At 72.2% G+C, this 21,510-nt stretch carries 22 protein-coding genes; 11 read left to right on the top strand and 11 right to left on the bottom strand.

Features of this window, described 5'->3' with window-relative positions; genetic code table 11:
• The first annotated feature begins 3 nt into the window (after positions 1 to 3).
• The 6 genes from ACQ1X7_RS15095 to ACQ1X7_RS15070 are packed head-to-tail and all read left to right on the top strand — an operon-like array spanning position 4 to position 5,417.
• Positions 4 to 1,629, top strand: a complete 1,626-nt coding sequence (locus ACQ1X7_RS15095; protein WP_432479036.1) for an ATP-binding SpoIIE family protein phosphatase — start codon at positions 4 to 6, stop codon at positions 1,627 to 1,629.
• The gene (locus ACQ1X7_RS15090) at positions 1,616 to 2,053 is read left to right on the top strand and encodes an STAS domain-containing protein (RefSeq protein WP_432479035.1); all 438 of its coding nucleotides are present in this window, start codon (positions 1,616 to 1,618) and stop codon (positions 2,051 to 2,053) included. Before ACQ1X7_RS15095 ends, ACQ1X7_RS15090 begins: the two co-directional genes overlap by 14 nt.
• Positions 2,050 to 2,394 (top strand): STAS domain-containing protein, encoded by a 345-nt coding sequence (locus ACQ1X7_RS15085; RefSeq protein ID WP_432479034.1) that lies wholly within the window; start codon positions 2,050 to 2,052, stop codon positions 2,392 to 2,394. The genes ACQ1X7_RS15090 and ACQ1X7_RS15085 overlap by 4 nt, the downstream gene beginning before the upstream one ends.
• A gap of 9 nt (positions 2,395 to 2,403) precedes the next feature.
• A complete protein-coding gene (locus tag ACQ1X7_RS15080) occupies positions 2,404 to 3,156 on the top strand; it encodes a hypothetical protein (protein ID WP_432479033.1) in 753 nt (250 codons plus the stop codon).
• 19 nt (positions 3,157 to 3,175) lie between these two features.
• On the top strand, positions 3,176 to 3,976 hold the full coding sequence (locus ACQ1X7_RS15075; protein ID WP_432479032.1) for a hypothetical protein: 801 nt from the start codon (positions 3,176 to 3,178) through the stop codon (positions 3,974 to 3,976).
• Positions 3,963 to 5,417 carry a phytoene desaturase family protein gene (locus ACQ1X7_RS15070; RefSeq protein WP_432479031.1) on the top strand — a complete coding sequence of 485 codons (1,455 nt, stop codon included), beginning with the start codon at positions 3,963 to 3,965 and terminating at the stop codon, positions 5,415 to 5,417. The genes ACQ1X7_RS15075 and ACQ1X7_RS15070 overlap by 14 nt, the downstream gene beginning before the upstream one ends.
• Positions 5,418 to 5,475: 58 nt before the next feature.
• Here ACQ1X7_RS15070 and ACQ1X7_RS15065 read toward each other — a convergent pair whose 3' ends face one another.
• On the bottom strand, positions 5,476 to 6,039 hold the full coding sequence (locus ACQ1X7_RS15065; protein WP_432479030.1) for a hypothetical protein: 564 nt from the start codon (positions 6,037 to 6,039) through the stop codon (positions 5,476 to 5,478).
• Positions 6,040 to 6,157: 118 nt separating this feature from the next.
• Here ACQ1X7_RS15065 and ACQ1X7_RS15060 point away from each other — a divergent pair, with 118 nt between their 5' ends.
• Complete coding sequence (locus ACQ1X7_RS15060) at positions 6,158 to 8,962, top strand: AAA family ATPase (protein ID WP_432479029.1); 2,805 nt, start codon at positions 6,158 to 6,160, stop codon at positions 8,960 to 8,962.
• A 42-nt stretch (positions 8,963 to 9,004) separates the two neighbouring features.
• Here the strand turns inward: ACQ1X7_RS15060 and nusA are convergent, their stop codons facing one another.
• Both nusA and rimP read right to left on the bottom strand, forming a co-directional pair.
• Entirely contained in the window at positions 9,005 to 9,985 is a 981-nt protein-coding gene (gene nusA, locus ACQ1X7_RS15055) for a transcription termination factor NusA (protein WP_432479028.1), read from the bottom strand.
• Positions 9,985 to 10,470 carry a ribosome maturation factor RimP gene (gene rimP, locus ACQ1X7_RS15050; RefSeq protein WP_432479027.1) on the bottom strand — a complete coding sequence of 162 codons (486 nt, stop codon included), beginning with the start codon at positions 10,468 to 10,470 and terminating at the stop codon, positions 9,985 to 9,987. The genes nusA and rimP overlap by 1 nt, the downstream gene beginning before the upstream one ends.
• Positions 10,471 to 10,555: 85 nt before the next feature.
• Here rimP and ACQ1X7_RS15045 point away from each other — a divergent pair, with 85 nt between their 5' ends.
• Positions 10,556 to 11,071 carry a hypothetical protein gene (locus ACQ1X7_RS15045; protein WP_432479026.1) on the top strand — a complete coding sequence of 172 codons (516 nt, stop codon included), beginning with the start codon at positions 10,556 to 10,558 and terminating at the stop codon, positions 11,069 to 11,071.
• Positions 11,068 to 11,502 carry a ferritin-like domain-containing protein gene (locus tag ACQ1X7_RS15040; RefSeq protein ID WP_432479025.1) on the top strand — a complete coding sequence of 145 codons (435 nt, stop codon included), beginning with the start codon at positions 11,068 to 11,070 and terminating at the stop codon, positions 11,500 to 11,502. The genes ACQ1X7_RS15045 and ACQ1X7_RS15040 overlap by 4 nt, the downstream gene beginning before the upstream one ends.
• Before the next feature lie 154 nt (positions 11,503 to 11,656).
• Here the strand turns inward: ACQ1X7_RS15040 and ACQ1X7_RS15035 are convergent, their stop codons facing one another.
• The 6 genes from ACQ1X7_RS15035 to ispG all read right to left on the bottom strand — a co-directional run bounded on the left by ACQ1X7_RS15035 (position 11,657) and on the right by ispG (position 17,842).
• Positions 11,657 to 12,376, bottom strand: a complete 720-nt coding sequence (locus ACQ1X7_RS15035) for an HAD family hydrolase (RefSeq protein ID WP_432479024.1) — start codon at positions 12,374 to 12,376, stop codon at positions 11,657 to 11,659.
• Entirely contained in the window at positions 12,369 to 14,162 is a 1,794-nt protein-coding gene (locus ACQ1X7_RS15030; RefSeq protein WP_432479023.1) for a proline--tRNA ligase, read from the bottom strand. The genes ACQ1X7_RS15035 and ACQ1X7_RS15030 overlap by 8 nt, the downstream gene beginning before the upstream one ends.
• A 104-nt stretch (positions 14,163 to 14,266) precedes the next feature.
• Positions 14,267 to 15,112 carry a GNAT family N-acetyltransferase gene (locus ACQ1X7_RS15025; protein WP_432479022.1) on the bottom strand — a complete coding sequence of 282 codons (846 nt, stop codon included), beginning with the start codon at positions 15,110 to 15,112 and terminating at the stop codon, positions 14,267 to 14,269.
• 45 nt (positions 15,113 to 15,157) lie between these two features.
• The gene (locus ACQ1X7_RS15020; protein WP_432479021.1) at positions 15,158 to 16,033 is read right to left on the bottom strand and encodes a hypothetical protein; all 876 of its coding nucleotides are present in this window, start codon (positions 16,031 to 16,033) and stop codon (positions 15,158 to 15,160) included.
• Positions 16,034 to 16,037: 4 nt separating this feature from the next.
• Positions 16,038 to 16,628: a hypothetical protein gene (locus ACQ1X7_RS15015; RefSeq protein WP_432479020.1), complete on the bottom strand. Its 591-nt coding sequence runs from the start codon at positions 16,626 to 16,628 to the stop codon at positions 16,038 to 16,040.
• 59 nt (positions 16,629 to 16,687) lie between these two features.
• The gene (gene ispG / locus ACQ1X7_RS15010) at positions 16,688 to 17,842 is read right to left on the bottom strand and encodes a flavodoxin-dependent (E)-4-hydroxy-3-methylbut-2-enyl-diphosphate synthase (RefSeq protein ID WP_432479019.1); all 1,155 of its coding nucleotides are present in this window, start codon (positions 17,840 to 17,842) and stop codon (positions 16,688 to 16,690) included.
• A 141-nt stretch (positions 17,843 to 17,983) separates the two neighbouring features.
• Here ispG and ACQ1X7_RS15005 point away from each other — a divergent pair, with 141 nt between their 5' ends.
• Together ACQ1X7_RS15005 and ACQ1X7_RS15000 are read left to right on the top strand one after the other, a co-directional pair.
• Positions 17,984 to 18,457, top strand: a complete 474-nt coding sequence (locus tag ACQ1X7_RS15005) for a VOC family protein (RefSeq protein WP_432479018.1) — start codon at positions 17,984 to 17,986, stop codon at positions 18,455 to 18,457.
• A 21-nt stretch (positions 18,458 to 18,478) separates the two neighbouring features.
• A complete protein-coding gene (locus tag ACQ1X7_RS15000; RefSeq protein WP_432479017.1) occupies positions 18,479 to 18,913 on the top strand; it encodes a VOC family protein in 435 nt (144 codons plus the stop codon).
• 19 nt (positions 18,914 to 18,932) lie between these two features.
• Here ACQ1X7_RS15000 and ACQ1X7_RS14995 read toward each other — a convergent pair whose 3' ends face one another.
• Positions 18,933 to 20,309: a M50 family metallopeptidase gene (locus ACQ1X7_RS14995; RefSeq protein ID WP_432479016.1), complete on the bottom strand. Its 1,377-nt coding sequence runs from the start codon at positions 20,307 to 20,309 to the stop codon at positions 18,933 to 18,935.
• Positions 20,310 to 20,376: 67 nt separating this feature from the next.
• Positions 20,377 to 21,480 (bottom strand): 1-deoxy-D-xylulose-5-phosphate reductoisomerase, encoded by a 1,104-nt coding sequence (locus ACQ1X7_RS14990; RefSeq protein ID WP_432479015.1) that lies wholly within the window; start codon positions 21,478 to 21,480, stop codon positions 20,377 to 20,379.
• Positions 21,481 to 21,510: the final 30 nt, after the last annotated feature.

The raw sequence follows: 21,510 nt of genomic DNA, 5'->3' as shown, positions 1-21,510 counted from the left end.
ACCATGACCGCACTCCGACGCCGGATCCTCGGCCGGGCGAGCTCCCGCCCCGCCGCGGCGCGCGACGCCGTGGCCGAGCCGGACACCTCCACGGACGTCGCGCCGGTCGACATCGGGCCGAACGACCCGCTCCTGGCCTACCTGCAGAGCGCCAGCGGCGTGGTCGACGTCGAGGAGCTGGAGCTGAAGTCGCCGGCCCTGGAGCAGATGAAGGCGGCCGGTGTGAAGCTGGCCGTGCCGCTGGTCAGCCAGGGGGAGCTGATCGGGGTGCTCAACCTCGGCCCGCGCCGCTCCGAGCAGGAGTACTCCTCCGACGACCGCAAGCTGCTGGACAACCTCGCCGCCCAGGCCGCGCCGGCGCTGCGGGTCGGGCAGCTGGTGCGGGAGCAGCAGGCCGAAGCAGCCACCCGGCAGCGGTTCGAGCAGGAGCTCGAGGTCGCGCGCCTGATCCAGCAGAACTTCCTGCCCAAGCAGCTGCCCGAGCTGGCCGACTGGCAGGTGGCGGCGTACTACCGTCCGGCGCGCGAGGTCGGAGGCGACTTCTACGACGTCATCCCGATCGCGCAAGACCGCATCGGCTTCGTCATCGGTGACGTCACCGACAAGGGCGTGCCGGCCGCGCTGGTGATGGCCGCGACCAGGAGCGTGCTCCGCGCGTCGGTCCAGCGGATGATCGACCCGGGGGAGGTGCTCGAGCGGGTCAACGAGCACCTGTGCCCCGACATGCCCGAGAAGATGTTCGTCACCTGCCTCTACGGCGTCCTCGACACCACGACCGGCCGCTTCCGGTTCGCGAACGCCGGCCACGACCTCCCGTACGTCAAGACCGCCGACGGCTCCATCGAGCTGCGCGCCCGCGGCATGCCGCTGGGCCTGATGACCGGCATGACCTACGAGGAGAAGGAGATCGTCCTCGCCCCGGGCGACTCGTTGCTGCTGCACTCCGACGGGGTCGTCGAGGCCCACAGCCCGGCCGGCGACATGTTCGGCTTCCCCCGCCTGAAGGAGGCGGTGGCGCAGTACCCGGGCGGCCACGAGCTGATCGACCGGGTGCTGGCCGACGTCCGCGAGCACACCGGCGACGACGCGGAGCAGGAGGACGACATCACCATGGTCACCCTGAGCCGCTCGGTGACCTCCGGCGGCCACGGGTTCGCCGACGGGTCCCGCCAGCTCGTCGAGTTCGAGGTGCCGAGTGCCGAGGGGAACGAGCGGATCGCGCTCGAACGGGTCAGCGCCCTGGTGGAGCCGCTGGGCCTCGAGGAGGCCCGGCTGAAGCGGCTCGAGACTGCGGTCGGCGAAGCCACCATGAACGCGATGGAGCACGGCAACCACTACCGCACGGACGTGCCGGTCACCATCCGGGTGTTCACCGACGCCGACCGGGTCCGCGTGCAGGTCGTCGACCAGGGCGGCGCCCCGGCGGGCCGCGCCACCGAGGAGCCCGACCTGGAGGCCAAGCTCGCCGGACTGCAGCGGCCCCGCGGGTGGGGCCTGTTCCTGATCAAGAACATGGTCGACGAGGCCCACGAGTCCAGTGACCAGCACGAGCACGTGCTGGAGCTGGTGATGCATCTCCAGCCCGACACCGACGAGGCACCCCCGGGAGGTAGCCATGACGACGAGTGACGCGACCGGCACGACCGTCCGGACCCGAGCCGACGTGGCCGTGATCGACCTGGCGGGCGACATCGACTCCCACGCGGAGTCGTCGCTCGACACCGCGTGGAACGAGGCCATGGCCTCCTCGCCGACGGCCGTGACCCTGAACTTCCACGACGCCGGCTACATCAACTCCACCGGCATCGCCCTGATCGTCGGGATGCTGGCGAAGGCCCGGGCGCGCGGGATCCCGCTCAGCGCCTACGGCCTGACCCCGCACTACCGGGAGATCTTCGAGATCACGCGGCTCGCCGACTTCATGGCGATCGAGGCCGACGAGGAGAGCGCCGTCCAGGGCGCAGATCACAACCGCGCCGGAGGCGCAGATCACAACCGCGCCGGAGGCGCAGATCACAACCGCGCCGGAGGCGCAGGGGGGAGCACGACATGACCGAGGCAAACGCCACGTTCGACGTACGCCGCGAGGGCGCCGCGGGGGTGGTCGACATCAAGGGCGACGTCACCGCGGGTTCCGAGGGCGTCCTGATGGCCGCCTACGACGAGGTCGGGGACGCGACTGCGGTGGTCCTCAACTTCAGCGACCTGTCCTACATGAACAGCGGCGGGATCGGGTTGCTGGTCACCCTGCTGGTCCGGGCGCAACGGCACTCCCAGCAGCTGCACGCGTTCGGGCTGTCCGACCACTACCGGCAGATCTTCGAGCTGACCCGCCTCGACGAGGCGATCGGCATCCACGACGACGAACCCGCCGCTCTGCGAGCGGTGTTCTAGGAGACCATGATGAGCGAGAGCAGCCAGCAGAGCGCCGCCCGCGACGCCGCCCACTGGGCGAAGTCGGTGACGGAGCTGAAGGTCTCGGAGGTGCCCGAGGGCGCGACCGGCATCAACGTGGCCGGGAAGAGGCTCGCCAGCCCGATCCAGGGCTTCGGCAAGATGTGGCAGAAGACCTACCAGGTGCGGCTCCCGGCCGAGCGGGCGTCGGCGGTCGACCTGATCGCGATGTGGAAGCAGCGGTTCCCCGACTTCTGGCCGGACGGCAACCACTTCTACGGGCCGCTCACCGGGATCGCGCCCGGGGAGGTCGCGCTGATCGAGGGCACGCTGCCCGGCAAGCTCCGGCTGTCGACAGGTGTGATGGTGCTGTACGCCGACGACGAGTCGTTCACCCTGATGACCCCGCAGGGGCACGTGTTCGCGGGCTGGATCACCTTCAGCGCCGCCGACCAGGGCGACCAGACCGTCGCCCAGGCCCAGGTGCTGATGCGGGCCTCCGACCCGATCTTCGAGCTGGGCCTGGTCCTGGGAGGACACCGCCAGGAGGACATGTTCTGGGACACCACGCTGCGCAACGTCGCCGCGCACTACGAGGTCACCGACCCCGAGGTCGACACGGCCGTGGTGTGCGTGGACAAGAAGCGCCAGTGGAAGCGCTGGACCAACATCTGGCACTCGGCGGCGATCCGCTCCACGCTCTACACGCTGAACGCCCCCTTCCGCGCGATGGCCGGGCTCTTCCGGCGCGAGCGCCCGTGACCCCGAGGTGGTGGCAGACGTGACCGAGCCGGTCCAGCGGGACGGCGAGCAGGCTGGAGCGCCGGGAGCCCCTCAGGAACAGGCCGACGCCCGGGACGTGGCGTACTGGGCGAAGTCGGTCTCGCGCCTGAACGTCTCCGCCGTCCCTGCGGGCGCGACCGGGATCAACGTCTCCGGCCGGCGCCTGAACAGCCCCATCCAGGGCTTCGGCAAGATGTGGCAGAAGACCTACCAGGTCCGGATCCCGGCCGACCGGGTGTCGCCGGTCGAGCTGGTGGCGACCTGGAAGCAGCGCTTCCCCGACTTCTGGCCGGCCGGCAACCGGTTCTACAGCTCCCTCACCGGCATCGCACCGGGTGAGGTGGCGCTGATCGAGCGGACCCTGGCGGGGCCGCTGACGCTGTCGACCGGCGTGATGGTGCTGTACGCCGACGACGAGTCGTTCACGCTGATGACCCCGCAGGGCATGGTGTTCGCGGGCTGGATCACCTTCAGCGCCGCCCAGCAGGACGACCAGACCGTCGCCCAGGCCCAGGTGCTGATGCGGGGCTCGGACCCGCTCTACGAGCTGGGGCTGATGCTGGGCGGGCACCGGCAGGAGGACACGTTCTGGGACTCGACCCTGCGGGCGCTCGCCGCCCACTTCGGAGCACCCGATGCCACCGTCGACACCGCGGTCGTCTGCGTGGACAGGAAGCGGCAGTGGAGGCGGTGGAGCAACATCTGGCAGTCCGCCGCCATCCGCTCCACGCTGTACCTCATGACCGCTCCGTTCCGGGCGCTGACCGGGTTCCTCCGACGCTCGCGTGCCGACCGCTGACCGGGGGCCCGTGGTCCGGGGCCGCGACGCCGTCGTCGTCGGCTCCGGACCCAACGGGCTCAGCGCCGCCATCACGCTCGCGCTGGCGGGACGGTCGGTCACCGTCGTCGAGGCCGCCGACCAGCTCGGCGGCGGTTCGCGCTCGGCCGAGCTGACCCTGCCGGGCTACGTCCACGACGTCTGCTCGACCGTGCACTCGCTCGCCCTCGCCTCGCCGGCGTTGCGCGCCCTCCCGCTGGAGCAGCACGGCCTCGAGCTGGTGCAGCCCGAGGTGCCGCTGGCCCACCCGCTGGACGACGGCTCCGCGGTGCTGCTGCACCGCTCGGTCGAGGAGACGGCGGACGGGTTGGGGGACCCGGACGGACGGGCGTACCGACGGCTCCTCGGCCCCCTGGTGCGGCATGCCGACCAGCTGATGCCGGGGGTGCTGGCGCCGCTCCGGGTCCCGCGTCACCCGGTCACCATGGCGAGGTTCGCCCTGGCCGGTGTACGGTCGGCCGCCGGGCTCGCGCGTTCCCGGTTCGACGGCCCGGGCGCCCGGGCCCTGCTGGCGGGGAGCGCCGCTCACTCGATGATGCGGCTGGACCAGGTACCGACCGCTGCCGTCGGGCTGGTGCTGATGACCGCGGCGCACGCCGTCGGGTGGCCGTTCGCGAGGGGCGGGTCGCAGCACGTGGTCGACGCGATGACGTCCTACCTCCGCTCACTGGGGGGCGAGGTGGTGACCGGGCACCGGGTCGAGCGGATCGAGGAGCTCGACGGGGCGGGGGTGGTGCTCCTCGACGTCGCCCCGCGTCAGCTGCTGGCGATCGCGGGTGAGCGGTTCTCGCGCCCCTACCGCCGCGCCCTGCGCCGGTACCGTCACGGGCCCGGCGTCTTCAAGGTCGACTGGGCGCTGTCCGGCCCGATCCCGTGGCGGGCGGAGGGAGCGCGACGCGCGGGGACGGTGCACCTCGGCGCGACCCTGGAGGAGCTGCTGCGCTCCGAGGACGACGTCAACCGGGGCCGGATCCCCGAGCGGCCCTTCGTGCTGCTCACCCAGCCCACGGTCCACGACCCCAGCCGGGCCCCGGCGGGCGGCCACGTCGGCTGGGCCTACTGCCACGTCCCCGCCGGCAGCGACGTCGACATGACCGATCGGATCGAGGCGCAGGTCGAGCGGTTCGCGCCCGGTTTCCGCGACCTGGTGCTGTCCCGGTCCACGAGGAACGCCCCCCAGATGGAACAGGGGAACGCCAACTACGTGGGCGGTGACATCAACGGCGGCGTGCAGGACCTGCGGCAGCTGTTCACCCGGCCCGCGATCCGCCCCAACCCCTACACCACGCCGGACGGGCGGCTGTTCCTGTGCTCCTCCGCCACCCCTCCTGGCGGCGGCGTCCACGGCATGAGCGGGTACTTCGCGGCGCAGGCCGCGCTACGGCGGCTGGGGGGCCGCTGAGGCGGACACCAAGCCCGCCGAGGCGCGACCCGCTGATCGCTCCCGTTCGTACCGCGGTTCATCCGGCCGGGCCAAGGAGGTGGACCTGGAGGCGGGACCTGTCCGGGTCGCCCGTGGGCACGATGCGGACCTGGCCGGACGCCCCCTCGTGGGCACCCGTGCCACCGGTGATCGATGCGGTGATCGGTGCGGTGAGGTCGGTCGTGGTGCCGAGCTCGATCGTGGAGTCGGGGAGCAGGAGCGTTCCTCGGCACTGGTACAGCGCTCCGGGCACCTGGGTGCAGCTGCTGGCGAACCGCCCGGCGTTCGCGGTGTCGTCGCGGGTGCGCAGACGATTGGTGAAGAACACGACGTCACCCGGGCTGGCACCGGGGTCGCCGACGTCGAGCTCGAAGACCTGGTCCCGGACGTCGAGGAATCGCAGAGACGTCGCGTCCCGGGAGCGGTGCGATGCGGTCTCGGAGGGCGTCCCGAAGTCCGCCGGCGTGGCGGGCTCGGCCGGTGCAGCGGCCTCGGTCGGCGTCGTGAAGTCAGCAGGCGTCGGGCTCGCGGTGGCGTCACCGCCGAGCAGCGCAAGGGCTGTCAGCGGGAGGGTCGCGACGACGAGGTGTTTCCTGTACATGGTTCCCATCTCCTTCGGTCGGCTGCCGGCTTGTCCGGCCCGTCGAACGTAGGAGGCGGCAGGGGCGGCGAGCATCGGTGAACTCCCTCATCCCCGCGGACGGGCGTATCGTGAGGTCGTGTCCGCGCATCCGTTTGTCGGGCGGGACACGGAGTTCGCCCGGCTCGGCGACCTGATCTCCCGCAGCCATGCGAGGTCGCGGCTCGCGGTCGGTCTGGTTCGCGGAGAGATGGGGGTCGGCAAGTCCCGGCTCCTGGCCGCGATCCCGCGGTTGGCGGGTTCCTCCCTGGTGTTGACCGTCGACGGGTGCGAATGGGAGCGGATGGTCCCCTTTGCCGGCGTAGCCACCATGCTGCGCACGCTCGGTGAGGTCGATGGGGAGCGGTCGAGGGTGTCCGAGCTCCTGGAGGAGCCGGTCCGGCAGCTCGAGCCGGTGCAGGTCCTGGAGGCGACCCGACGCTGTGTCGCGGACGCGGGTCCGGTCGTCGTGCTGGTCGACGACCTGCACTGGGTGGATCGCCTGAGCCTGGCGTTGCTCCACTACCTGCTGCGGGACGCGGAGGCAGCCGGGCGCCCGCTCAGCCTGGTGGTGGCGTCGCGGCCGGGGCCCGCGATCAACGGCTTCGATCTGACGGTACGGCGCCTCCTGGACGATCCCGGGCGGATGTGCGACCTCGAGCTCAGACCGCTCGGGCGTGACGACGCCCTGCGGCTGGTGTCCTCCCTGCGCCCGGACCTGGCCCAGGAGGCGGCGGCGGCGCTGGTGGCGCGCGCCGGGGGCGTTCCGTTCTGGCTGACCGAGCTCGCTCGTGCCGAGGACCCGGAGGTGGAGACCACGAGGCTGGTCCAGGCACGACTGGCCCAGCTGCCGCCGGATGCGCTGCGGTACGCGGCCGTGCTGGCACTGTGGGCCTCACCGGCCGACATCGAGACCATCGCTCAGCTGCTCGGCTGGACGCCCGGCAGGTGTGCGACGGCACGCGGTTCGGTGGTCGACCTCGGGCTCGTCATCGAATCCGGAGGCACCTCGCGGCTGGCCCACGACGCGTTCGGGGACGCCGTACTGTCCGGCACGTCCGCCGAGCTCCTGCGTGAGCTGCACGCCGCGGTGGCCTCCCACCTCGACGCGGATGCCGGGGAGGACACCGTGCGGCTGCGGCGGATCCTGGTACACCGCCAGGCAGCGGGGCAGTCCGGCGTCGAGCTGACCCGACGGCTGCTGCGGTCGCCGCATCGACGGCTTCTCGGACCGGAGGACGTCGAGGAGTGCGCCGAGATCGCCCGGTCCGCGGCGGACCCGGACGATGCGCGCAGCCTGCTGAGGGCGGTGGCGCGGCTCGCATCCGAGATCGGCCATCCCGCCCTTGCCCTGCAGTACTGGACGACGCTCATGGTGGAATCGAACACCTCCCCGGAACGCGCAGTGGCGCGGCTTCGGGCCTCCCAGTGCGCACTTGCCAGCGGCGATCCCGACCATGCACGAGCCCTGCTGCACGACCCGGCTCCGGCCGGGCTCGACCTTGCCGCGCGCATCGAGTGGGAGGCACACGCGTCCGAGGTCGCCGCGACCAGCGGAGCCGAGTCGCGAGTACCGATGCAACGTGCAGGTCGCCTGAGCCGCACCCTGGTCGACCTCCGGGGCGGGGAGCAGGAACTGAGCCCGGACGAACGGGCCGCGCTGGTGTCCGCTCTGCATGCGCAGTTCTACTACGCCCTGCGGACCGAGAAGACAGACCTGATGCTGAGCACGGCCGAACGGATCGCCATCTCAGCGCTCGCCAGCGAGGATCGCCTGCGCAGCGCCCTGCATGCCGCGATCGCCCATCGGCTGCTCGGGCAGTACCTCGAGGCCGAAGGAGAGGCACGTGCCGTGCGGTTGGCCGCCGTGCGCGAGCCGCTGCCGGCCATCGCCTTCGAGTCAGGCTTCATCCTGGCGGTCACCCTGTACTCGTTGGGTCGGCTGACGGAGGCCCGCGCTGCCGCCGAGGAGCTGTCGGCGGTGGCAGACCGGGCCCCGGTCGTCGTACCGAGCTGGCTCTCAGCGCCATGGGTGGACGCGCTGGGACCGGAGATCGACGTGTCGTTGCGTGGGTGGTTGGCCGGTCGCAACCGCCTCATCGACCTGATCCACGCCGAACCGCACCCGCACTCCCGGCTCCACATTCGGCTGGCCCACGCACAGTGGTCGGCCCGACTGGCCCATCCCTCGGGTGACGACGACGTCGTCGCCGGCATGGCGGCCGCACGTGAGGACGCCGACAGGGCCGGCTGCGATCGGTGCCGAGCCGAGGTCGACCTCCGGATGGCCGAGGCATACGCCCGCATCGGACACCGCGAGGCGGCATCCGAGGCACTGCTGCGCTGGGAGGCCACCCACGTCTCCGCGAACGGGCAGAGCCGACTCTGGCGAGATCGGGCGCGGGCGTTGATCCTCGGCTCCGAGGACGCCGACGCGGCGGCTGCTCAGATGGCACAGGTAGGCACGCTCGCCCGGTCGATGCACGCCGGGCTGGAGAGCGTCTGGGCGGACCTGGACCTGGGGCTGCTCCTGAGCCACACCGACCGCGCGCGTGCGGTGCCGGTCCTCCGGCGCGCCGCCGAGAGCGCCCACGAGATGCACGCAACCGCCGAGCGGCAGCGCGCCCTGCAGCTGCTCCGGGCGTGCGGGGCACGAACCTGGCATCCGGGCAGGCGACCGGCCGACGACGGTGACCAGCTGACCGAGCGCGAACGCGCCGTCGTGGAGATGATCCGGGCCGGGGCCAGCAACCCCGAGATCGCTGAAGCGCTCTTCATCTCCCGCAAGACCGTCGAACGCCATGTCTCGAACGCACTCGCCAAGACCAGCACCCGCAACCGCGCTGAGCTAGCCGTCCGCGCCGCCGCAGATCTTCCTGTGCCCCTCGAGTCCGCCGACACTTAGTCCGCGCCCGACCTCCTGGTCGCACGGCACGGCCGGCACACCTCAGTCGTCCGTGGTCGTCTCGTCATCCGACCGGATGTCGATCCGCCAGCCGGTGAGCCGGGCTGCGAGCCGGGCGTTCTGGCCCTCCTTGCCGATCGCCAGCGAGAGCTGGAAGTCGGGCACCACCACGCGGGCCGAGCGCTCGGCCTCGGAGACGACCTGGACCGAGGTCACCTGGGCCGGCGAGAGCGCGTGCGCGACCATCTCGGCGGGGTCGTCGGACCAGTCGACGATGTCGATCTTCTCGCCGTGCAGCTCCGACATCACGTTGCGGACCCGCTGCCCCATCGGCCCGATGCAGGCACCCTTGGCGTTGACCCCCGAGACCGTCGAGCGCACGGCGATCTTGGTGCGGTGGCCCGCCTCGCGGGCGATCGCGGCGATCTCGACCGAGCCGTCCGCGATCTCGGGCACCTCGAGCGCGAAGAGCTTCTTGACCAGGCTGGGGTGGGACCGGGACAGGGTGATCTGGGGACCGCGCATGCCCTTGCGGACCGACACCACGATGCACTTGATCCGGGTGCCGTGGTCGTAGCGCTCCCCCGGCACCCGCTCACCGAGGGGCAGCAGCGCCTCGAGCTTCCCGAGGTCGACCATCACGTCGTCGGGGTTGCGGCCCTGCTGGATCACCCCGGAGATGATGTCTCCCTCCTTGCCGGAGAACTCGCCGAACCTGATGTCGTCCTCGGCGTCACGGAGCCGCTGGAGCATGATCTGCTTCGCCGTGGTCGCGGCGATCCGGCCGAAGCCCTGCGGGGTGTCGTCGTACTCCCCGACCTGGGTGCCCTCGTCGTCGAGCTCGGCCGCCCACACCGTCACGTGCCCCGAGCGCCGGTCGAGCTCGACCCGCGCCTCCTCCCGGGCGCCCGGCGTCTTGTGGTAGGCGGTGAGCAGCGCCTGCTCGATGGCCTCCACGAGCACGTCGAAGGAGATCTCCTTCTCACGCTCGAGCATCCGCAGGATGTTGAGGTCGATGTCCATCAGGCCTCCTTCGCGCCGGGACGGTTGAACTCGATCTGGACCATCGCCTTCTTCACCTCGGCGTAGCCGACTGCGCGACGCCGTCCGCTGACGTCCAGCTGGGCGGCCGTGTCGTCGCACTCCACGATGCGGCCCGTGAGCACCTCGCCGGAGGCGAGGGTCACCTTGACCAGCCGTTGGGCGTTGCGCCGCCAGTGGCGAGGGAGGGTGAGCGGCCGGTCGACACCGCGCGAGGTCACCTCGAGGGTGTAGGGCTGCTCGCCCATGACGTCGGACTCGTCGAGCACGCGGGAGACCTCACGGGTGGCCTCGGCGACGTCGTCGAGGGTGACGCCGCCGTCCTTGTCGACAGCGACCCGCAGCATCCGGCGCTTCGCGACCGGGGTGATCTCGACGGCCTCGACGTCGAGGCCCTGCGCACTCAGGGGTCCGGTGAGCTCCGCCTCGATGCGGTCACGGATGGCGTCGGGTGTGCCGGTGCTCACGGGGGGCGACCTCCTTGTGCAGTTGGAAGGTGGCCCACGATACCGGCTGGTCCGGGGCGGGCCACCCCGGCGATAGGGTCGCGCCGTGACCCGACGCCTCGTGACCCACGCCTCCCGGCGTGGGCTCCTCGGAGGCGCCCTGGTCGGGCTCACGGCTGCCGCCGGGTGCGAGGTGGACCCGGCCGCTGACGAGCCGACGGATCCCACGCCCGGGCCCGACGCGGCGGAGTCCGCGTCCGCCGAGGACCCCGATGCCGAGCTGGTGCGGCGCGTCGTCGACGACCTGGGCGGCGCCCTGGCGCTGGTCACGGGGGTCGCCCGGGCGCGCCGCCCGCTCGCGGCGGAGGTCGCCCCGTGGCGGGTGCAGCACGCCGCCCACCTCGAGGCCCTCGAGGCGCCAGCCCGCGCACAGCCGCTCCGGGTGCGCGGCACGGTCCCGGAGCTGCAGGCCCAGGTGCGCCGCCGTGAGGCCGCCCTCCAGCGCAGCCTGGCCGGCGCCGCGGTCTCGGCCCGCAGTGGTCCGTTGGCCGCGCTGCTCGGATCCATGGCGGCCGCCGTCGCCCAGCAGCTCGCCGCCGACGCCGAGGGGAGGGACCGATGAGCCCGGTGACCGCGCTGCAGCGGGCCCTGGCCGCCGAGCACGCCGCCCTCCACGTGTACGGCACGCTGGGAGCCCGTACGTCGGCCTCGGCGACGCCGACGCTCTTCACCGACGTGACGGCTGCCTACACCTCGCACCGCGCCCGCCGTGACCAGCTCACGGCCCTGTTGCGCGACCACGGTGCCGAGCCGGTGGCGGCCGAGGCCGCCTACGAGCTCCCCTCGCCGCTGGACACCCCCGCCCAGGTGACCGGGGCGGCCCTGGACGTGGAGCAGTCGTGCACGGCGACGTACGCCTGGCTGGTGGGCCAGACCAGCGGGGCCGACCGGCGGTGGGCGGTGACCGCCCTGACGGACACAGCGGTCCGCGAGCTCACCTTCCGGGGAAGTCCCGAGATCTTCCCCGGACGAGGCGAGCACACGGACCGCTGAGGGCCGTTCTCACGGCGAGGAGCCGGAAGCCGAGGGGTGGGGGACGGCGTCCGTGCTTCCCTGTTGCACAAGTGTGCAGGCCGGGTCCGGCGAGCGCGAGCGGACGGCTTCCCCACCTTTGTGCATTGCAGGTTTCTGCAGCGCCTGCCGGCGGTCAGGCCCACCGGCCGATGACGTCGGCCACCTCGGCGAGCGACTGGACGACGGCGTCGGGCGTGCCCTCGGTGTGCCCCACCTGGCTGCCGGGGATGGTGCTGTGCGGGATGTGCACCGTCCGCATCCCGACGTTGCCGGCGCCCCACACGTCGTCGAACAGCCGGTCACCGACGTAGACGCACCGGGTGGGGTCGGCCACCCCGACCGCGGCCGTGGCGGCGCCGAACGCGCGGGGCGACGGCTTCGTCCAGGGGATCTCGCTGGTGTAGACGTCGCCGTCGACGAGGTCGAGCACGCCGTCGCGGCGGAAGAAGCCCTCGTGCCAGGACCGCGGCCAGATCGTGTTGGAGAGCACGCCGACCTTGATGCCCCTCCCCCGCAGCCGCTCCCAGAGGGGCTGGACCTCGGGGTCGGTGGCGGTGTGCGGCTCCCAGAAGGCCAGGTAGGCATCCAGCAGCGCCGGCTCGTGGGCGAGGCCTGCCTCGTCGAACAGGTCGGCGATGGTCGCGCTCTGCTGGTGGTCCCGGCTGCGGCCCCAGATGGTGTCCCCGGCCGCGTGCAGGCGCGCCGCCCAGGCGTGGTGGTCGTCGTCGTGGGACGGCGTCCGCGCGACCGCCTCGGCGAGCGCCAGCGACTCGGCGTGGAAGTCGATGTCGTGCCAGCGCGTCAGGGTGCCGCCCCAGTCGAAGATGACGGCGTCGACGGCGCGCTCAGCCACGGACGACGCCCTCGAGGTGGGCGGCGGCCTCGCCGACGGCGACGTCCTGCCGCTCTCCGGTGGCCCGGTCGCGGACCTCGACGACACCCTCGGCCAGCCCCCGGCCGACGGTCACGATGGTCGGGACGCCGATCAGCTCAGCGTCCTTGAACTTCACCCCGGGGCTGACCTTGCCGGTGCGGTCGTCGTAGAGCACGGTGAGCCCGCGGGCGGCGAGGTCGTCGGCCAGGCGGGCGGCGGCGTCGAAGACCTCGCCGTCCTTCCCCGCGGCGACGATGTGGACGTCGGCCGGCGCCACCTCGCGCGGCCAGCACAGGCCGATCTCGTCGAGGGTGTTCTCGGCGATGGCGGCCACCGCGCGGGACGGCCCGATGCCGTAGGAGCCCATGGTCACCGTGACCAGCTTGCCGCTCTCGTCGAGCACCCGGAGGTCCAGCGCCTCGGCGTACAGCCGGCCGAGCTGGAAGATGTGTCCCATCTCGATGCCCCGGGCGGCGTGGAGGGTGCCGCCGTCGGTGTGGCCGCACCGCGGGCAGGCGTCGCCCTCACGGACCTCGGCGGCCTCGATGGTCCCGTCGGCGGTGAAGTCGCGACCGGCGACGAGATCGACGACGTGGGAGCCGGCCACGTTGGCGCCGGTGACCCAGCGGGTGCCGTCGACGACGCGCGGGTCGACCAGGAAACGGATTCCCGACTTGCTCTGGGTCCCGAGCACCTCGGGGCCGATGTACCCCTTCACCAGCGCTGGGTGCCGCTGCATCTCGGTCTCGTCCATGGCCTCGACCTCGATCGGCTCGAGCTGTCCGCTCAGCCGCCTGAGGTCGACGTCGCGGTCACCCGGGACGCCGATCGCGAGCGGTTCGCGGGTGCCGTCGGGGTGGTGCAGGACGACCATGACGTTCTTGAGCGTGTCGGCGGCGGCCCAGGCCCGGTCGTCGCGGGGGAAGGCCTCGTTGAGTTGGTCGACGAGCGTCTCGATGGTGGGGGTGTCGGGCGTGTCCTCGGCGTGCGCGGCGGGGACGCCCTCGGCGGAGACCGGCTCGGGGACGTGCACCTCGACCGCCTCGACGTTCGCGGCGTAGTCGCAGCGCGAGCAGCTGACGTAGGTGTCCTCGCCGACGTCGGCCCGGGCGAGGAACTCCTCGGACGCCGAACCCCCCATCGCCCCGGAGGTGGCCTTCACGATGACGTACTCGAAGCCGAGCCGGTCGAAGATCCGGATGTAGGCCTCGCGGTGCCGCTGGTAGGACGCCTCGAGGCCGGCGTCGTCCACGTCGAAGGAGTAGGAGTCCTTCATCACGAACTCGCGCCCGCGCAGCAGCCCGGCGCGCGGCCGCGCCTCGTCCCGGTACTTGGTCTGGATCTGGTAGATCGACAGCGGCAGGTCCTTGTACGAGGAGTACAGGTCCTTGACCAGCAGGGTGAACATCTCCTCGTGGGTGGGACCGAGGAGGTAGTCGCCGTCCTTGCGGTCGGTGAGCCGGAAGATGTTGTCGCCGTAGTCGGTCCATCGGCCGGAGGCCTCGTAGGGCTCCTTGGGCAGCAGCGCCGGGAACAGCAGCTCCTGGGCGCCGATCGCGTCCATCTCCTCGCGGATCACGTTCTCGATGTTGCGCAGCACCCTCAGCCCGAGCGGCAGCCAGGTGTAGATGCCCGGGGCGGCGCGGCGGATGTAGCCCGCGCGGACCAGCAGCCGGTGGCTGGGCACCTCGGCGTCCGCCGGGTCGTCGCGGAGCGTGCGCACGAAGAGGCGGGACATCCGCAGGACGCCGTGGGGTGCGGTCATGCGGGGAAGGCTACTTGTGGGCCGTCGGGGTCCGCGAACCAGTTGCGGCGCCGTCGAGCAACCCCCTGGGCGCCACCGCCCCGGCCGCTCGACCCGCGCCGCCGTCAGAACATCACGGTGGCGAAGGTGGCGGTGCGGGTGAACCCGACCCGCTCGTAGACCCGCCGCGCCGCCCGGTTGTAGTCGTTGACGTACAGCGACACGACGGGCGCCAGGTCTCGGAGCACGTGGTCGACCACGGCTGCCATACCGGCGACCCCCAGCCCCTGGCCGCGGCGTTCCGGCGCCACCCAGACGCCCTGCACCTGCGCGGCATGCGGCGACAGCGAGGCGACCTCGGCCTTGAACACCACCTCGCCGTCGTCGATCCGGGCGAACGACCAGCCCCGCGAGACCAGCTGGTGGACCCGGGCACGGTAGAGGTCGGGCCCGCCCCCCGCCTCCGGCGAGATGCCGACCTCCTCGGTGTACATGGCCACGCACGCCGGGTAGAGCACGTCGGCGTCGGCCATCGACGTGGTCCGCACCCGCGGGTCGGGCTCGACCAGCGGCGCACAGCCGATCTCGAGGTGCGGCTGCCCCCAGCGCTGGTCCCGCGGGGTCCCCCACGCCTCCGCGACGGTCTCCCAGAAGGGGCGGACCGCGTCCTCGGGGCCCACGATCGTGGTGACGGTGCGCCCCCGGGCCAGCGCCCGCTCGGCGAAGACCCGGGCGTCGTCGGGCGTCGCCTGCACGGGGACCAGGTTGGCCCCGACGTGGCAGGCGGCTGCCAGCTCGCCGTCGACGAAGCGGCCCCACACCTCTCCCCCGAGCCAACGCGGCTCGAGGTTGGTGGTCCGGGCCCGGTAGGCCGCGAACACGTTGACGACAGGGTCCTGCGCGGCGAGCCGCTGGAACGCGTCCAGGTCGGACGCGCCGAGCACCCGGACACCGTGTCGCGTCGTCAACACACCGGGAGCCTAGGACACTCCGGCGCGGCGGCTCCGCGAGTGCGGCTACGGGCGGACATCGACCCGCACCCCGTCCTCCTGCTCGGGCAGCAGCACCAGGACGGCCCCGTTGTCCCGGCGCCAGCCCACCGGGAGCAGGATCCACCGCTCGCCCGTGTGGGCGAGCACCCGCAGGCCCGTGTGCCGGAAGTGGAAGCCCGCACCAGGGGGCAGCCGCTCCACCTCGACGCCGTACCCCGACACGGCCAGCGGCCTCGTGCTCAGCACGACGGCCTCGCTGCGCACCACGAGCGACCCCTCGATGGCCCGGGCCGTGGCCAGCCCGTTGGAGTTCGCCACGTTGGCGGTCCACCAGAACAGCGCGAGCAGCACCACGGCAGCGAGCACGCCGCCGCGCAGGAAACGACCCTGGTGGAGCGTCGCCCGGACGGGCTCCGGGACCTTCTCGTCGGCGGCGAGCATCCAGACGGCGTACTCGAGCAGCGCGGCACCGGCCCCGAGGCTCAGCGCGCCGGCCACCGGCTGGAGGGGTGGGAGCCGGGCGAGCGCGGCGACGCCGAGCGCGAGCAGCACGAGGGCGACCACCGCGGTCGCGACGGTGGCACGCCGCCACCAGGCGGGGTGTCGGGCGGCGGCGCGGCCGAGCACGAGCTGGTGGGCCAGCACCACGACCAGCGTGACGACGAGCAACGACGCCAGGGGCGTGAAGATCGCCTGGGTGCTGCGGAGCACGTAGTCGGTGGTGGTGAGGTCGAGTGTCCCGACCGGCACCCCGAAGTACGCGTAGAGCGCCCGTTCGCGGACGTACCCGAAGTAGTAGAGGACCCCTGTGACCGCCCCCAGCGGGACCAGGACCTGACCGACGACGCCGGCAGCACGGGCCAGGAGCCCCTTCGCGTCGGCTGAGCTGGTCGTCGCCACGGCGCTACTGGGTCGTGGCCTCGGACGTCGCCTCGTCCGTCGACGTCGGTGAGGCCGGTGACGACGACTCCGTCGGGCTCGGGGTGTCGGTCGTCGTGGTCTCGGTGGGGGTCGGGTCGGTCGTCGTGGGCTCCGTCGGGCCGGGGTCCACCACCCGGGTCAGCGCCTCGGAGCTCAGCCCGACCCGCAGGCACACGCCGTCGGGTCCCTCCTGACACAGCGACCGGTCACTGTCACCCTCCACGACCTCAGCCCAGCCGGCGAACGGCGCGTCGGCGCTCTCCGCGTCGTAGACCCGGACGCAGAACTCGAACGGCGGCTCGCAGTCGCTGAAGCGGAGCTCCATCAGCGTCACGCACGACTCGCCACCCTCCAGCGGGACCGCCTCCGCGTCGCCGCACTCCTCCTCCAGCCGGCGCAGGTCCTCCTCGGTGACGGCGTACTCGCCGACCACCGTCGCGTTCGCCCGGACGTCGTCCTCGACGACCACGGCGGACTCCTGCAGCGGGAGCGGCTCGGTCTCGGAGGTGGACGCACAGGCCACGGCTGCCGTCAGGGAGACGGCAACGATCACACCCCGGCCACGACGTCTCATGGCACCCTCCGCCACCAGTGTGCTCCCGAGGCGGGGCCGCCGCCACCGCGGCGCAGGTGCTAGGACACGGTGACCGTGGGAGCCGCTCCGTCGACGGGCTCGTCCATCTCGTCGGCGATCCGCATCGCCTCCTCGATGAGGGTCTCCACGATCTGGCTCTCGGGGACGGTCTTGATCACCTCGCCCTTGACGAAGATCTGTCCCTTGCCGTTGCCGGAGGCGACGCCGAGGTCGGCCTCGCGGGCCTCGCCGGGACCGTTGACGACGCACCCCATGACCGCCACCCGGAGCGGGACCTCGAGGCCGTCGAGCCCGGCCGTGACCTCGTCGGCGAGCTTGTAGACGTCGACCTGGGCCCGCCCGCACGAGGGGCAGGAGACGATCTCGAGGCGGCGGGGCTTGAGGTTGAGGCTCTCCAGGATCTGGATGCCGACCTTGACCTCCTCGACCGGTGGCGCCGACAGGCTGACCCGGATCGTGTCACCGATGCCCTGGCTGAGCAGGTGGCCGAAGGCCACCGCCGACTTGATGGTGCCCTGGAACGCCGGGCCGGCCTCGGTGACCCCGAGGTGGAGCGGCCAGTCGCCGGCCTCGGCGAGCATCTCGTAGGCGCGGACCATCACGACCGGGTCGTTGTGCTTGACCGAGATCTTGAAGTCGTGGAAGTCGTGCTCCTCGAACAGGCTCGCCTCCCACACCGCGCTCTCGACGAGCGCCTCCGGGGTGGCCTTGCCGTACTTCTCCAGCAGCCGCTTGTCGAGGCTGCCGGCGTTGACGCCGATCCGGATCGACGTCCCGTGGTCCCTGGCCGCCTGGGCGATCTCCTTGACCTGGTCGTCGAACTTCCGGATGTTGCCGGGGTTGACCCGGACGGCGGCGCAGCCGGCCTCGATCGCGGCGAACACGTAGCGCGGCTGGAAGTGGATGTCGGCGATGACCGGGATCTGGGAGTGCTGGGCGATCGCGGGGAGCGCGTCGGCGTCGTCCTGGCTGGGGCAGGCCACCCGCACGATGTCGCAGCCGGACGCCGTCAGCTCGGCGATCTGCTGGAGGGTCGTGTTGACGTCACTGGTGAGCGTCGTGGTCATCGACTGCACCGAGATGGGGTGGTCGCTGCCCACGCCCACCTTGCCGACCTGGATCTGACGGGTCGGGCGGCGCGGCGCCAGCACCGGAGGCGGTGGCGCGGGCATGCCCAGGTCGACGTCGGTCATGGCGCCAGTCTAGGAGCCCCGAGCGGGAGCGCCGAACCCGTGCCGGACCCGGCTCGCGGCACCGATGAGTTCCCGCCGGCCACACGGTCTCTCCTCACGAGCGGCCCCCACGGGGAGGGTCCCCGGAGGCGAGGAGTGGTCATGGCATCGGTACGCACGCACCTGTGGTTCGGCAACGACAAGGCCGTCGAGGCGGCCACCTTCTACGCCGAGCACATCCCGGACTCGTCCGTCGGCCGGGTGATCACGGCCCGCACCGACCCCGACAGCCGTGTCGCCGACGTCGTGGAGTTCACCGTCGCCGGTCACGACGTGGTCGGGCTCAATGCCGGACCGGAGCTCCACCTCGACGAGGCGTTCTCGTTCTACCTCCGCGTCGACGGGCAGGAGGAGGTCGACCACTACTGGGAGATCCTGACTGCCGACGGCGGCGAGCCGGGGCCGTGCGGCTGGTGCAAGGACAAGTTCGGCGTCTCCTGGCAGGTCATCCCCCGGGAGCTCGAGGACCTGTCCGGCGACTACTCCACCGCGGCCAACCAGCGTGTCTGCCGGGCGATGCTGACGATGGGCAAGATCGACGTCGCCGCCCTGCAGGCCGCCCACGACGGCACCTGAACCCGCCCCTAGGGTGGGGGCATGGCGACCGTCAGGGAGTTCCAGGTCACGTTCGACTGTGCCGAGCCCGAGCGGGTCGCCCGCTTCTGGTGCGAGGTGCTGGGGTACGTCGTGCCGCCGCCGCCCGAGGGGTTCGCGAGCTGGGCGGAGCTCGATCGCACGCTGCCGCCCGAGCAGCAGGGGTCGGCGTTCGCCTGCGTCGACCCGACGGGGGTCGGGCCGCGATTGTTCTTCCAGCGCGTCCCTGAGGGCAAGGTGGTCAAGAACCGGGTGCACCTGGACGTGCGGGTCGGCACCGGGCTGGTGGGAGAGGAGCGCCTGGCCGCCCTCGAGTCGGAGTGCGCGCGGCTGCTCCCGCTCGGGGCGCAGCGCGTCCGGCTGCTGGTGGCCGACGAGCACAACGAGTCGTGCCTGGTGATGCAGGACGTCGAGGGCAACGAGTTCTGCCTGGACTGAGGGGCGACGCGGCGCGACCTCAGAAGGGGAGCTCCACCGGGACGAAGATGTCGGCCAGGATCAGCACCACGCCCATGACCAGGAGGCCGCTCGCCACCACGTAGGCCACCGGCAGCAGCCTGGCCGCGTCGACGTAGCCGGGGTCCGGCCTGCCGCGCAGCCTGGCGACGCCACGCCGTACCGCCTCCCACAGGGCGCTGGCGATGTGTCCGCCGTCGAGCGGGAGCAGCGGGATGAAGTTGAACAACCCGATGAACAGGTTGAACGTCGCGATCGCCATCGCCAGGCTCGCGGCCTTCTCGGACACGACGAACTCGTCGGACGACGCGATCTCACCTGCGATCCGGCCGCCGCCGACGACGCTCACCGGACCGTTGGGATCCCGCTCCTCCAGGCCGACCAGCGCCTGCCCGACGTTCCAGACGCTCACGGGCAGCTTGCCGATGGCCACGACCACGTGGGCGGTGCTCTCGGCCATGAAGTCGGTCGTGTAGAGCGGGCCGCCGGTCGCGTAGACCTCGTTCTGCACCGGCATCACACCGAGGAAGCCCACCGGCGTGAGCTCACCGGGGTTGTCGGCGTCGAGCGGCCGCGGCGTGACCTCGGTGACGACCTCGACCTGGCGGACCTCGCCGTCCCGCTCGATCCCCAGGGTCGCCGGCTCGGAGCCGTTCCCGCGGATCGCGGAGCGGATCTCCTCCCAGTCACTCACCGGCTCGCCGTTGAACGAGACGAAGCGGTCGCCCGGCTCGAGCCCGGCCACCCGGGCCGGCGTCGGGTTCTCGCGCAGCTCGGCGGCCGTGCAGGCGCGGCCGTCCTCGTCGGCGGGGACGATGCAGGGGATCACCTCGTCGACGACCGGCCGGGTGTCGACGCGCTCGACGTAGCCGATCGTGGAGAAGACGCCCCAGAACAGGAAGAACGCGATGAGGAGGTTGACCGTGGGGCCGCCGGCCATCACGATCACCTTCTTCCACCACGCCATCCGGTAGAAGAGCCGGTCCTCGTCGCCGGCCTTGACGTGCTCCCACTCCGCGGCCCGGGCGTCGGACACCATCTGGGCGAAGAGCCCGGTGTTGGACCGGCGGAGCCGGATCACCCGCTCGCCGTCCTCGTCGAAGATCGGGTGGTCGCGGTCCTCGTCGAGCTGCTCGGCGCCCGGCGGGAGCATGCCGACGATCTTCACGTAGCCGCCGAGCGGGATCGCCTTGAGGCCGTACTCGGTCTCACCGATCTGCTTGCTCCAGACCGTGGGCCCGAAGCCGATGAACCACTGGGTGACCTTCCCGCCGAACTTCTTCGCCGGGATCATGTGGCCGAACTCGTGGAGCCCGATCGACGCCAGGATCGCGACGAAGAAGATCACCACACCCAGGGTGTAGTAGACGGCGGTCATGCGGGGTCCCCGCGGAATCGTGGCCCGGAGGAGCGCAGCGGGGGAAGGCTGCGATTCCGTGGGGTGCTCATGCGGTGTCGGGTCCTTCGATCATGGCGGCGGCGGTGGCACGGGCCCACGCGTCGGCGGCGAGGACGTCGTCGACGGTGAGCTGTTCCTCCGAGGGTACGTCGTGGGCCGCGAGGGCGCGGGCGACTGTGGGGACGATCTCCACGAAGTCGAGCCGGCCGGTGCGGAACGCCTCGACGCACACCTCGTTGGCGGCGTTGTAGACCGCCAGCGCGGTGCCGCCCCGCCTGCCGGCCTCGCGGGCCAGCGACACGGCCGGGAAGGCCTCGTCGTCCAGGGGCGTGAACTCCCAGGTCTCGGCGCGCGTCCAGTCGACGGCGGGCGCGGTGCCGGGCACCCGCTCCGGCCAGGCCAGTCCGAGCGCGATCGGGATCAGCATCGTGGGCGGGCTCGCCTGGAGCAGCGTCGAGCCGTCGACGAACTCCACCATCGAGTGCACGACGCTCGTCGGGTGGACCACCACCTCGATCGCGTCGAACGGGATGCCGAAGAGCAGGTGGGCCTCGATCACCTCGAGTCCCTTGTTGACCAGGGTCGCGGAGTTGATGGTGACGACCGGGCCCATGTCCCACGTCGGGTGGGCCAGTGCCTCCTCGACGGTGACGCCGGCGAGCTGGTCGCGGGTGCGGCCGCGGAACGGCCCGCCGCTCGCGGTGAGCACGAGTCGGCGTACCTCCTCCGGCGCGCCGCCGCGCAGGCACTGGGCCAGCGCGGAGTGCTCGCTGTCGACGGGCACGATCTGGCCGGGCGCGGCCCGCCCGGTGACCACCGGCCCGCCGATGATCAGGCTCTCCTTGTTGGCGAGCGCGAGCGTCGTCCCGGCCTCGAGCGCGGCGAGGGTCGGCCGCAGCCCGACGGCACCCGTGATCCCGTTGAGGACGACGTCGGCCTCCATGCCGGCCGCCTCGACGCTGGCCTCCTCCCCCAGCCCGGAGTACGCCGGACGCAGCTCGGCGACCTGCTGCTCGAACAGCTCGGCGTTCGAGCCGCCGGCGGTCAGCCCGACGACCCGGAACCGGTCGGGATGGGCCCGCACGATGTCCAGCGCCTGGGTGCCGATGGACCCGGTCGAGCCGAGCACCACCACGTCGCGTCGTGTCACCCGGTCATCCTCGCAGTCCGGACCCGGCCG

This window comes from Nocardioides sp. GXQ0305 (genome assembly GCF_050880345.1).
In the GTDB taxonomy this organism is placed as follows: Bacteria; Actinomycetota; Actinomycetes; order Propionibacteriales; family Nocardioidaceae; genus Nocardioides.
This window is presented reverse-complemented; position numbering and strand designations above follow the sequence as displayed.